This window comes from Amycolatopsis sp. NPDC003676 (genome assembly GCF_053587275.1).
In genome coordinates, this window is sequence record NZ_JBSFNS010000175.1 from 1 (window position 1) to 12,138 (window position 12,138).

Below are 12,138 nucleotides of genomic sequence, written 5' to 3' on the forward strand. Positions count from 1 at the left end.
TGGGCGCGACCTCGCCGAGGTAAGCGGAAGCGTTGGACACCTCCCCGCCGAGCGAAAGCCCCTGCGCGATCCGCGCGAGCAGCAGGAGAATCGGACAGGACCGGTTGTCGTCCGCGCCGTCGCGGTTGTCCTCGCCGTTGGCCTCGTTGTGCTTTTCGTTGTAGGACACCAGATCGGTGAGCGTGAAGCCGTCGTGCGCGGTCACGAAGTTGATCGACGCGAACGGGCGGCGGCCGTCGTCCTGGTAGAGGTCCGACGAACCGGTGATGCGCGACGCGAACTCGCCCAGCGTGGACGGCTCGCCGCGCCAGAAATCGCGGACGGTGTCGCGGTACTGCCCGTTCCACTCCGTCCACAGCGGCGGGAAATTGCCGACCTGGTAGCCGCCGGGCCCGACGTCCCACGGTTCGGCGATCAGCTTCACCTGGCTCACGATCGGGTCCTGCTGCACGAGGTCGAAGAACGTCGACAGCCGGTCGACGTCGTAGAACTCGCGGGCCAGCGCGGAGGCGAGGTCGAACCGGAAGCCGTCCACGTGCATCTCGGTCACCCAGTACCGCAGCGAATCCATGATCAGCTGCAGTGTGTGCGGGCTGCGCACGTTGAGCGAGTTCCCGGTGCCGGTGTAGTCCATGTAGTACTGCGGATCGTCCTCGACCAGGCGGTAGTACGCCTCGTTGTCGATGCCGCGCATGGACAGCGTCGGGCCGAGGTGGTTTCCCTCGGCGGTGTGGTTGTAAACCACGTCGAGGATCACTTCGATGCCCGCCTCGTGCAGGGCGCGGACCATGCCCTTGAACTCCTGCACCTGTCCGCCCTGGCCCTGCATCGCGGCGTACCCGTCGTGCGGCGCGAAGTACCCGATCGTGTTGTAACCCCAGTAGTTGCGCAGGCCCTTTTCGTCGAGACCGTGGTCGGTGACGAACTGGTGCACCGGCATCAGCTCCACTGTGGTCACGCCGAGTTTCTGCAGGTGCTCCACGATCGCCGGATGCGCCAGCCCGGCGTACGTGCCGCGCAGCCGCTCGGGCACGAACGGATGCGTCATCGTCATGCCGCGCACGTGCGTCTCGTAAATGACCGTTTCGTGGTACGGCACCCGCGGCGCGCGATCGTTGGCCCAGTCGAAGAAGGGGCTGACCACCAGCGAATACGGCACGTGACCGGCGGAGTCGTCCTCGTTGAGCTGCTCCGGGTCGTCGAAGCGGTAGCTGAACAGCGCTTCACTCCAGTCGACGCCGCGCGACAACGCCTTGGCGTACGGGTCGATCAGCAGCTTGCTCGGGTTGCAGCGCTGGCCGCGGCTCGGGTCGTACGGCCCGTGCACGCGGAATCCGTACCGCTGCCCGGGGCCGACGCCGAGCAGGTAGCCGTGGTGGACGAAGCCGTCGACCTCCTCCAGCCGCGAGCGGGTTTCGTTGCCCTCGTCGTCGAACAGGCAGAGATCGACGTGCTCGGCGACCTCGGAGAACAGCGCGAAGTTCGTCCCCACGCCGTCGTAGGTCGCGCCGAGCGGGTAGGGCTTTCCGGGCCAGGGCCGCACAGGGCTTCTCCTTGGGCATCGGTTTTCGTTGTCCGGACGGGCTTTTCGAGTTGTTCAGCGCACCGGGCGGGCCGCGGCGAGCGGGGCGACCGCCGCCCGCACCCGCGGGTCGGCGAAGAACCCGTCGACAGTGACGGGAAGCGGGATGCGCCAGTTAGGGTACTCATCCACTGTGCCCGGCAAATTCGGCTGGCGCCGTTCGCCGACGACGTCCGCCGGTGCGGTCAGCACCAGCCGCGACGCCGCCGAAGCGAGCAGCGTGTGCAAGGCGACCACCAAGTCGTCGTCCGGAATTCCTTCGCTGGCAACCAGTTCGAGCAGCGCCGTCCGCTCGGCCGCCGCTTCGGCGTACTCCTGCTCCACCGGACGGTCAAGCTGGCCGAGTTCGGCTCGCACCCGCACGTGCTCGGCGTCGAGCCAGCCGGACACTGTCGGCAGGTCGTGCGTTGAAATACTCGCCATCGCGGCCGGATCCCAGTTCTCCGGGCGGACGAACGGCTTGCCGGGCGTGTCCCAGTCGCGCTGGAACCACAGCACGGCGGAGCTGAGCAGACCGCGTTCGTGCATGGTTTCGGTGACGGTGTCCTCGACAGTGCCGAGGTCCTCCCCCACCACGACCGCGCCCGCGCGATGCGCTTCCAGCGCGAGCACGCCGAGCATCGCTTCGGCGTCGTAGTGCACGTACGTGCCGCGACCAGCCGGTTCGCCCGGCGGAATCCACCACAGCCGCCACATTCCGGCGACGTGGTCCACCCGGATGCCGTCAGCGTGCCGCAACACGCCGCGCACGACGTCGCGGAACGGCGCGTATCCGGCTTCGGCGAGCCGATCCGGCCGCCACGGCGGCAGATTCCAGTCCTGGCCCTGCTGGTTGAACGCGTCCGGCGGCGCGCCGACCCGCACCCGCGCGGCGAACACGTTCCGCAGCGCCCAGGTGTCCGCACCGCCGGGATGCACCCCGACCGGCAGATCGTGCACCACGCCGACCGGCATGCCCGCCTCGCGCGCGGCGCGCCGGACGTTGTCGAGCTGCTCGTGGCAGAGCTGCTGGAGCCAGCCGTGGAACTCGATCCGCTCGGCCAGTTCCTCCCGCGCGGCGGCCACCTCGGCACTGCCGGGATCGCGCAACGGCTCGGGCCACTCGCGCCAGTCGCTGCCGTGCACCTCGGCGAGCGCGCCGAACGCGGCGAAATCGCGGAGGTCGTCGTCCAGTTCGATCGGGTTCGGGTGGTGCGGGCGCAGCAGTTCCAGCGCGGCGCGTTTGGCGGTCCACACGGCGTCGTAGTCGATCAGTTCGCCGATCGGATCCGGCGCTAGCTCCCGTACCTGTCGCTGAGTGTCTTCATCGGCGCGAGCGAACGCTTCGGTGTCGGTGACCCGCAGGTACAGCGGGTTCGCGAACCGGCGGCTGGACGGCGAATACGGCGACCGCTCGACCGGATGCGCCGGACTGATCGCCTGCACCGGGTTGACGAGCAGCACGCCCGCGCCCAGTTCGGCGGCCGACCGGGACGCCATCGCGGCGAGATCGCCGAAATCGCCCATGCCCCACGACTGTTCGGAATGCAGCGCGTAAAGCTGCAGCATCCAGCCCCACGCGGGAGGCACCGCGGGCAGCCGGTCCGGGACGACAGCCAGCGAAACCCGTTGCTCCGCGGTCACGATCTCGTGCCAGCCCAGCGGAAGGTCAGCCGGAAGTGTGGTGCCGACGTCACGCGCTGTGCCGTCTTCGAGTTCGACGGTGGCAGCTCGGCCGAGTTCGCGTTCTTGCCCGGCGCGCACCACGACAGTCGGCGGCAACGCTTGCGAGGCACGGGCTTCCCGCACCGCAGCCAGTTCTCGCTGAATTGCTTGTGGAGTACCGGCGTCGACGTCGAGCTGCGCCAATACGGCGATCACGACGTCTGGGTCGACCGGTACTTCGATTTGGTCGGCGTTTTCGTAGCGGGTGGCGACGCCGTGGGCAGCGGCCAGTTCGGCCAGCTCGGGGGTCACGTTTCGGTCCGGGGAACGGGAATGCGCACCGGACCAGTGTCCCGGGCGGCGCCGCGCGGCGCCATTCGCCTCGCCGCCGCAGACGGGCGAAGCGGTGACCGGCCGGTCGGGGGGCGTGCCGGCCGGTCACCGCCACACGAAACAAGAGGGAAGGCCGCCTCAGGAATGACGCGTGGCGGCCGGGTTCACCCGTTCAGGCGCTTTTTGCTCTTCCAGCGCGCAGGTCCATACCAACGGAGGTAGTGCGGTCCGAAGTGGACGCCGTCAGGCTCCGGCCAGCTGCCCGAGCTTTCCGGCGAGCCGGTCCAGCCACGCCTCGGCCTCGCCCGCCGAGCGGTCCGGGAGCCCGAACACGACCTCGGTGACGCCCGCCGCCTCGAGCTTGGCCAGCCCTTCCGGATCCGGGCGCGGCCCGAGCGCGATCACCTCCGGCTCGCCGTCGCGGCCCTCCTCGCGCCAGATTTCGCGCAACTGCGCGACTTTCCCGGTGATGTCGCCCTCGCCGGGCGTGGTCAGCCAGCCGTCGCTGTGCCGCGCGATCCAGCGGAACGTGCGCTCGTTCCCGCCCGCGCCGACGACCACCGGCACCTTGGGCTGCACCGGTTTCGGCCACGCCCAGCTCGGCCCGAACTCCACGAACTCGCCGGAGTAGCTCGCCTCTTCCTCGGTCCACAGCGCGCGCATCGCCTCGAGGTACTCGCGCAGCGCGGTGCGCCGCCGCTTCCCGGGCACCCCGTGGTCGGCGAGTTCGTCGGTGTTCCAGCCGAACCCGACGCCGAGCGTGACCCGGCCGCCGGACAGGTGGTCCAGCGTCGCGACCGTTTTGGCGAGCGTGATCGGATCGCTCTCCACCGGCAGCGCCACCGCGGTCGCCAGCCGGATCGTCGAGGTCACCGGCACCGCGCTGGCGAGGGCGACCCACGGATCCAGCGTGCGCAGATAGCGGTCGTCCGGGAGCGAGGAGTCGCCGGTCCGGGGATGCGGGGCGTCCCGCCGGATCGGGATGTGGGTGTGCTCGGGCACGTAGAACGTCGCGAATCCGGCCTCTTCGGAGGCTTGGGCGGCCGCCGCCGGGGAGATGCCCCGGTCGCTGGTGAACAACACGATCCCGTATCTCACCCCCGGCACGTTATTAGAACGTGTTTCAGTTTGCAACGGCCTCCGGGCACGGGCGATTATTCCCGCGAAAACCCGGGCTTGACGGCGACCGGGGACGGGTACTCCACTGGTACTTGAGCGATCACCGGCCCGTCCTGCCCGAGGAGGGGATCATGCTGCCCCATCGCGACCGCAGCGCCCTGCGGAAGATCGAAGAGGAACTCGCCGCGAGCGACCCCGTGTTCGCCGCGACGCTGAGCCAAGGCGTGCTGCCCGCGCAGTCCCGGCGGTGGCGGCAGATCCTCGTGCTCGCCGAGGCGACAGTTCTGCTGATGCTGGTGTTCGGCCTGATGGCCGGGGACACCGGCTGGTTCCTGTGGGGCCTGCTGGCCGCGCCGCTGCTGGTGTGGGCGCACCGGACCATGCTGCAGCGCGGCCGCGAGCGGGCGGCCGACGACCAGCCGTGATTTTCAGCGCCGGGCAGCGCGCTCGAGCAGCGGGGTGAGCCGGTAAGGCACCATCTCGCGCATGACGAGCGCGTTGTTGGTGCGCTCGACGCCGGGGATTTCCAGGATTTCCCCGGCGATCCGGTACAAATCGTCCGCGTCCGTCGCGACGACGTGCACCAGAAGGTCCTGCGCCCCGGTCAATCCGCGCACCTGCAGCACTTCCGGCACCGCGGCGAGCGCGCGGCCGACCTCGTCCAGCAGCCGTTGCCGCGCCTGCACCGTCACGAACGCGGTGAGCGGGTAGCCGAGCGCGGCCGGGTCGATCCGGTGTTCGGCCGAGCGCAGCGCGTCGCCTTGTTCGAGGCGGGCGAGCCGGCTTTGCACGGTGTTGCGGGACAGGCCCAGCTCGTCGGCGAGCGCGACGGCGGTGGCCCGCGGGTTGCGGCCGAGCGCGAGCAGGATCCGGGCGTCGGTGGCGTCGAGCCGTTGAGTGCTGGGCATGCTGCGCAGTCCTCTCCGCACCGCGAGGTGCTGTCCTGGGCGTTCTGCGCAATGTCGAACGCGCTTGTTGTGCACCCTACCCAGCTCTGCTGGACTGTCCTGAACTTTCCGCCCAAGAAAGGTCCGATCCGTCGTGAGCAGCGCCGCCCCCGAACGCCTTCCGGACAACGACACGGTGACCGTCCTGCGCGAGGTGCAGGACCGGGTTCTGTGGCTGTCCACCGCGATCATCGACCACGCGAACCGCGTCCGGCCCAATCCGACCGGGCTCAAGGTCGGCGGGCACCAGGCGTCCAGCGCCTCGATGGTGTCGATCATGACCGCGCTGTGGTTCGCCCGGCTGCGCGCCGAGGACCGGGTTTCGGTCAAGCCGCACGCCTCCCCCGTGCTGCACGCGATCAATTACCTGCTCGGCGACCTCGACGAGAAGTACCTGACGACGCTGCGCGAGTTCGGCGGCCTGCAGAGCTACCCGTCGCGCTCGAAGGACCCGGACCGCGTCGACTACTCCACCGGTTCCGTCGGCATCGGCGCGACCGCCCCGATCTGGGGCGCGCTGGCGCGGCGCTACGTCGAATCCCACGGCGGCGGCGCGGGCGCCGGACGGCAGTACTCGCTGGTCGGCGACGCGGAACTGGACGAGGGCGCGTGCTGGGAAGCGATCCTCGACCCGAACGTGGCGGAACTGGGCGAGGTCGTGTGGATCGTCGACCTGAACCGGCAGTCGCTCGACCGCGTGGTGCCGAACATCGGCGCGACCCGGCTGCAGGGCATGTTCGAGGCGGCCGGCTGGCAGGTGCTGACCGCGAAGTACGGCCGGCTGCTGCAGGAACTGTTCGAGCGGCCGGGCGGCGCGGCGCTGCGCACGCGGATTGACGAGATGTCGAACCCGGAGTACCAGCGGCTCATCCGCTGCACCCCGGCGCAGCTGCGTGAACGCCTGACGACGCCGGAACTGGCTCCGCTGCTGGACACTCTCGACGACGACACGCTGCACGCCGCCATCCGCAACCTCGGCGGCCACGACCTGTCCGCGCTGCTGGACACGTTCGACGCGATCGAGGACCACCGGCCGACGGTTGTTTTCGCTTACACCGTCAAGGGTTTCGGTCTCGCCAGCGAGGGACATCCGCAGAACCACTCGTCGCTGCTGACTGCCGAGCAGCTGGGTTCGCTGGCCTCACGGGTCGGAATCTCGCCGGACAACCCGTGGCAGAAGTTTCCCGAAGGCTCTGCCGCCGCCCAGCTGTGCGCTTCGACGGCCACTCGCCTGGAGCGGGAAACCGTTTCGCTGCAACCGGTTCCGGCGCTGCCGTCCGACATCGGCCGCACGCCGTCCGGTCGCACCACGACGCAGGCCGCGCTCGGCCGCGCGCTGCTCGACCTGACCCGCGAAGCGCCCGAGGCGGCGGAACTCGTCGTGACGCTGTGCCCGGACGTCTCGTCCAGCACCAACCTCGGCGGCTGGGTCAACAAGGTCGGCGTGTGGTCGCCGCAGGAACGCGTCGACTGGTTCGCCGACGACCCCGAGACGATCCTGCACTGGCGCGAGCGGCCCAGCGGACAGCATCTGGAGCTGGGCATCGCCGAGGTGAACCTGGTGAGCGCACTCGGCGAACTCGGCACCACGTGGTCGCGCTGGGGCCGTCCGCTGCTGCCGATCGGGGTGCTTTACGACCCCTTCGTGGAGCGCGCGCTGGAACCGTGGTCGTTCGGCATCTACGGCGGCGGACAGTCCATTTTGGTCGGTACGCCGTCCGGCGTCACGCTCGCGCCCGAGGGCGGCGCGCACCAGTCGGTGACCACGCCGTCGGTCGGGCTCGAACAGCCTGGTTGCGTGACGTACGAACCGGCGTTCGCCTTGGACGTCGAGTGGACCCTGCTGGCTTCCCTGTCGCGGCTCGGCCGCCCCGACGGAACTTCCGCCTACCTGCGGCTGTCGACCCGTCCGGTGGACCAGAGCCTGGCCGCGGTGCCGACCGATCCGGCCGCGCGGGAACGTCGCCGCCGCCAGGTCGTGGCGGGCGCGTATCCGATCCGCACCGCCGCGGTGGCCCGCCCGGACGTCACACTGGTGACGATGGGCGCGATGGTCACCGAGGCGCTGGAAGCCGCCGACCGGCTGGACGCGCTGGGCAAGCACGCCGATGTGGTGTGCGTGACGAGCCCCGGCCTGCTGTTCCGCGCTGTGCAGGCGCGGGCGGGGCAGGACACGGCCGAGACGTGGATCCTGGAGTCGGCACTGCCGTCCGAACGATCCGCGCCGATGGTGACGGTCTTGGACGGACATCCGCACACGCTGGCGTTCCTGGCGAACGTCCACCGCGTGCGGGCGTCGCACCTGGGCGTGACGCGGTTCGGGCAGTCCGGGGATCTGGAGAGCGTGTACCGGCATCACGGCATCGACACGGACAGCATTATCCAAGCCGCGCTGGACGTGGCCGACTGAGCGAGGACGGCCGGGACCTTGATGCGGTCCCGGCCGGTCTTTCAGTCCCCGATCCGGATCAGCGACCGGGCGCCCTGTCCCTGCCGCATCCGGTCGAACGCCTCGCCGACCTCCTCGAGCGAAATCCGGTGCGTCACCAGGGTTTCCAGGTTGAGCGCACCGGAACGGACCTCGCCGGCGAGAACCGGGATGTCGATGTCCGGGTCGGAAGCGCCGTAGACGGTGCTCGTGAGCGTGCGGGCGAAGTGGAAGATCTCCAGCGGGTTCAGCACGACCTGCTGGTCTTTTCGCCCGACGCCGACCACCGTGCAGTGCCCGCCGCGGCGCACCGAACTCCACGCCGCGCGGATCGTCGTCGCCGCGCCGACGCATTCGAAGGCGTAGTCCGCGCCGCGACCGTCGGTCAGCCCACGCACCTGTTTGGCGAGTTTGTCGTCGCTCACCAGGAAATCCGTCGCGCCGGCCGCGCGGGCGAGCGCTTCCTTCTCCGGCGACAGGTCGGCCGCGATGATCTGCCCGGCTCCCGCAAGTTTCGCCCCGAGCACCACGCACAATCCGATCCCGCCGAGACCGAGCACGAGCACGCTCTGTCCTTTTCGGACTTTCGCGGTATTGCGCACCGCGCCGACCCCGGTCAGCACCGCGCAGCCCATCAACGCGGCCAGATCGAGCGGAACGCCGTCCGGCAGCGGCACGACGGATCGCCCGGGCACCACGGTTTCCTCGGCGAATCCGCCGACGCCGAGCACGACGTTGAGCGGCTCGCCGTCCAACTCCCCGCGCGGCAACGTGGTGACGCCCTCGATCGCCGAGCACAACCACGGTTCTCCGGCCAGGCAGAACCAGCATTCCCGGCAGGCGGCGGCCCAGTTGAGCACCACCCGGTCCCCCGGCTGCACGTGCGTGATGTCATTGCCGACCTCGGCCACGACGCCGGACGCCTCGTGTCCCGGCACGAACGGGTACTGCGGGCGCAGCGTTCCGTCCACCATGGACAGATCGGAATGGCACACCCCGGCGGCCGCGATCCGCACCCGCACGTCGTCGGACCCGACCGGCGGCAACGCGATGTCGCACACCTCCGGACGGCCGCCCTGCTCGCGCACAACCACGGCTTTGACCACGGTGTCTTCTCCTTCGGGTCGTGCTAGAGCTGGATGGATTTGAGCTCGGTGAACTCGTCGAGCGCGGCCCGGCCCATCTCGCGGCCGAGACCGGACTGCTTGTAGCCGCCGAACGGGGCGAGCGGGTTGAACGCCCCGCCGTTCACGTCGATCTGCCCGGTCCGGACCTTGCGCGCGAAGGCCAGCGCCCGGTCCTGGTCGGCGGACCACACCGCGCCGTGCAGGCCGTAGCGGGAGTTGTTCGCGATGCGCAGCGCGTCCTCCTCGTCGTCGAACGGGATGATCGACAGCACCGGGCCGAAGATCTCCTCCTGCGCGATCGTCGAATCCGGGTCCACGCCCGCGAAAACTGTCGGTGCTACGAAGTAACCTGTGTCCGCAGGAGCTTCAGTACCACCAGTCACCAGAGTCGCGCCCTCGGCGATGCCCTTCTCGATGTAGCCGCGCACCCGGTCGCGTTGTGCTGCCGAGACAAGCGGGCCGAGTTTTGTCTTGGGGTCCAACGGATCGCCCGTCGTGAACCCCTCGGCGAACGTCCTCGCGAGCGCCACCGCTTCGTCGTGCTTCTCGCGCGGGACGAGCATGCGCGTCCACGCCGTGCAGGTCTGGCCGCCGTTGAGGAACGCGTTGGAGACGCCGACTTTGACCGCCGTCGCCAGGTCCGCGTCGCCGAGGATCACGTTGGCGGACTTGCCGCCCAGCTCCAGCGTGACGCGCTTGACCGTGCGTGCCGCCAGCTCGGCCACCCGGGTGCCGGCGCGCACCGAACCGGTGAACGACACGACGTCGACCTCTGGATGCGTCGCCAGCGCCTCGCCCACCGCCGGCCCGTATCCGGTGACCAGATTGACCACGCCGGGCGGAAAACCGGCGTCGTGGATCGCGTCGAACAACTGGTACGCGCTCAACGGCGCGACCTCGCTCGGCTTGACCACGACTGTGCAGCCCGCAGCCAGCGCCGGAGCGATCTTGCAGGTGATCTGGTGCAGCGGGTAATTCCACGGCGTGATCGCCGCGACCACGCCCGCCGGTTCGCGGACGATCAGCGAGTTGCCGACCTTCTCCTCCGGCTCGTCCTGGCCGAGCAGATCGACGTACGTCTTCACGTCGGTCTGCGGCAGCGCGGCCTGGATCCGGGTCGCGATCCGCAGCGGCGTGCCGACGTCCTTCGCGATCGTCTCGCCGATCTCGTCGGCTCGCTTCGCCAGCCCGTCGAGGAGTTTGCCCAGCAGCTCAGCGCGTTCCGCCCGCGTGGTCGCGGCCCACGCCGGGAACGCCTCGCGCGCCGCCCGGACCGCCCGGTCGACGTCGGCGGCCGTGCCCTCCGGGATGTGCGCCTGGACCTGCTCGGTGGCCGGGTTTTCCACCGGGATCGTGGCGTCCGAGTCCGAGCGGACCCATTCGCCGCCGAGGTACAGCACGTCGCGCTCCGCCACCGAGTCTCCTTCGATCTGGGTTCTCTCCCTCCCGGCGGATTCTATAGAAAACGCACCGGCTGTCTAGTGCGCCGCGAGGACGCCCTGTGCCGCAAGGAAGTCGACCAGCAGGTCCCCCGCCTCGCGGATGTGCGCCGCCATCGCCTCCCGCGCCGCGTCCGGCTTTCGCTCGTTCAGGGCAGCGAGCACCCGATCGTGGTCGTCGCGCGCGAGGATCGGCCAGCCGGGAATGTCCGCATACGCCGAAAACGGCACATACCGGAGCGTCAAAGACAGCATCCAGGTGAACTTGGGCGAGGCGGCGGTGTGATTGACCATGCGGTGCAACGCGAAATCGGCCCGCTCGGTCGCGTCGAGGTCGCCGTCGCGGACGGTTTTCTCGATCTCGCGCTGAAGGTCGTCCAGCCGCGCCAGCCCCGCCGGATCGAACGCCTCCGCCGCGCGCGCGGCCAGCTCACCGGAGACGTAGGCCTGCATCGCGTAGACGTCCACGACGTCGCGGCGCGTCACCGGGATCACCCGGAATCCGCGCCCTGGACGGAAATCCACCATGCCCTCGCCCGCGAGCGCCATCAACGCCTCGCGGACCGGGGTGGCGCTGACGCCGAGGCGCTCGGCCAGATGCTCGGTCCGCAGCCGCTCGCCGCCGCGGACCGCGCCGGTCAGGATCAGATCGCGCACCTGTTTGGCGACCCGCGGGCTCAGCCGTTCGCGCGCTTCTCCGGCCACTGTCACGAAAACTCCCCGCCAGCGTTCGATTTCCCGCTATCGTAGCCGTTGCCCGCGGATGTGACCCCGGTCACTTTTTGCTCCGGCGAGAACCCGCGGAGGGGGTCGCCTCGACTATCCGGACGAACCCCGTGCACCGGGGCGAACCGCAGAGTGTCCTCAATGGACACTTCGAGGGAGGGAAACGGAATGTCAGTGAAGTCTTCGGTTCTGCGCCACGGCCGCCTGGTCGTCGGCACGGCACTCGCGGCGGCCGTCATCGCCGGAGGAACGATCGGAGTCGCCGCGGCGGCCACCGGCGATCATCCGGCTGCGCCCGTAGCGGCCGCCGCTCCTGCCGCTGTTGCTGCCCAGCCGCCCGCCGAGCAGCCGCCGGAGGGAGCCCGGGCGACCGTGAAGATCGACCCGAACCCGGCCGCCCCCGGCGGGGACATCACGCTCACCGGCAACTGCGGCGGAGGCAAGGGCCTGAAGAAGGTGATCGGCGGATTCCCGGGTCACCAGATCCTCAAGGACGTCAAGATCGTCGACGCGAACCCGGACGCCTTCAAGGCAACAGCGAAAATCACCACGAAGGTCGGCAACGGAGTCGGCCCGGTGATGGTCGACTGCGACGGCGAAGCAGGCGTGACCCTGCTGGTCACCCACACTCCCGCGGCCGGTGAGTAGCCGATGCCAGGAAAAATCCGCGGCACAAGGGTGACCCGATCCGATTCGGCGGTGGTGCCCGGCTAGGCGAGTCTGCCGCTCGCCGTCACGCATCCGGGTCAAGGGGTTGGCCATCCGGCCGGATGGCCAACCCCTTGACCCGGAT

The 12,138-nt window shown here is 69.8% G+C and carries 10 protein-coding genes; 3 read left to right on the top strand and 7 right to left on the bottom strand.

Features of this window, described 5'->3' with window-relative positions:
• The 3 genes from glgX to ACWDNU_RS43040 form a co-directional block, all read right to left on the bottom strand.
• A partial coding sequence (gene glgX / locus ACWDNU_RS43030; RefSeq protein WP_449673096.1) for a glycogen debranching protein GlgX occupies positions 1–1,543 on the bottom strand: 1,543 nt, incomplete at its 3' end.
• A 54-nt stretch (positions 1,544–1,597) separates the two neighbouring features.
• Entirely contained in the window at positions 1,598–3,538 is a 1,941-nt protein-coding gene (gene malQ, locus ACWDNU_RS43035) for a 4-alpha-glucanotransferase (protein ID WP_449673097.1), read from the bottom strand.
• Between the two features lie 264 nt (positions 3,539–3,802).
• On the bottom strand, positions 3,803–4,657 hold the full coding sequence (locus tag ACWDNU_RS43040) for a TIGR03619 family F420-dependent LLM class oxidoreductase (protein WP_449673098.1): 855 nt from the start codon (positions 4,655–4,657) through the stop codon (positions 3,803–3,805).
• Positions 4,658–4,809: 152 nt separating this feature from the next.
• On the opposite strand from ACWDNU_RS43040, the gene ACWDNU_RS43045 reads away from it, so the two are divergent.
• On the top strand, positions 4,810–5,103 hold the full coding sequence (locus ACWDNU_RS43045) for a DUF3040 domain-containing protein (protein WP_370936401.1): 294 nt from the start codon (positions 4,810–4,812) through the stop codon (positions 5,101–5,103).
• A 3-nt stretch (positions 5,104–5,106) separates the two neighbouring features.
• On the opposite strand, the gene ACWDNU_RS43050 is transcribed toward ACWDNU_RS43045, so the two are convergent.
• Positions 5,107–5,586, bottom strand: coding sequence for an Lrp/AsnC family transcriptional regulator (locus ACWDNU_RS43050; RefSeq protein ID WP_370936400.1), 480 nt, complete (start codon positions 5,584–5,586; stop codon positions 5,107–5,109).
• A gap of 133 nt (positions 5,587–5,719) precedes the next feature.
• On the opposite strand from ACWDNU_RS43050, the gene ACWDNU_RS43055 reads away from it, so the two are divergent.
• On the top strand, positions 5,720–8,035 hold the full coding sequence (locus ACWDNU_RS43055) for a transketolase-like TK C-terminal-containing protein (RefSeq protein ID WP_449673099.1): 2,316 nt from the start codon (positions 5,720–5,722) through the stop codon (positions 8,033–8,035).
• Positions 8,036–8,076: 41 nt separating this feature from the next.
• On the opposite strand, the gene ACWDNU_RS43060 is transcribed toward ACWDNU_RS43055, so the two are convergent.
• The 3 genes from ACWDNU_RS43060 to ACWDNU_RS43070 all read right to left on the bottom strand — a co-directional run bounded on the left by ACWDNU_RS43060 (position 8,077) and on the right by ACWDNU_RS43070 (position 11,330).
• Positions 8,077–9,159 (bottom strand): alcohol dehydrogenase catalytic domain-containing protein, encoded by a 1,083-nt coding sequence (locus ACWDNU_RS43060; RefSeq protein ID WP_449673100.1) that lies wholly within the window; start codon positions 9,157–9,159, stop codon positions 8,077–8,079.
• A gap of 23 nt (positions 9,160–9,182) precedes the next feature.
• Positions 9,183–10,595: an aldehyde dehydrogenase family protein gene (locus ACWDNU_RS43065; RefSeq protein ID WP_449673101.1), complete on the bottom strand. Its 1,413-nt coding sequence runs from the start codon at positions 10,593–10,595 to the stop codon at positions 9,183–9,185.
• 63 nt (positions 10,596–10,658) lie between these two features.
• Positions 10,659–11,330, bottom strand: coding sequence for a GntR family transcriptional regulator (locus tag ACWDNU_RS43070; protein ID WP_449673102.1), 672 nt, complete (start codon positions 11,328–11,330; stop codon positions 10,659–10,661).
• A 183-nt stretch (positions 11,331–11,513) separates the two neighbouring features.
• Between ACWDNU_RS43070 and ACWDNU_RS43075 the strand changes: the two genes are divergently transcribed.
• Entirely contained in the window at positions 11,514–11,993 is a 480-nt protein-coding gene (locus ACWDNU_RS43075) for a hypothetical protein (RefSeq protein WP_370936395.1), read from the top strand.
• Positions 11,994–12,138 lie beyond the last annotated feature (145 nt).

Bases quoted from the DNA above. Each gene is read 5' to 3' on its own strand.
- ACWDNU_RS43075 (WP_370936395.1), top strand. From the start codon at position 11,514: ATGTCAGTGAAGTCTTCGGTTCTGCGCCACGGCCGCCTGGTCGTCGGC.
- ACWDNU_RS43050 (WP_370936400.1), bottom strand. From the start codon at position 5,586: ATGCCCAGCACTCAACGGCTCGACGCCACCGACGCCCGGATCCTGCTC.
- ACWDNU_RS43045 (WP_370936401.1), top strand. From the start codon at position 4,810: ATGCTGCCCCATCGCGACCGCAGCGCCCTGCGGAAGATCGAAGAGGAA.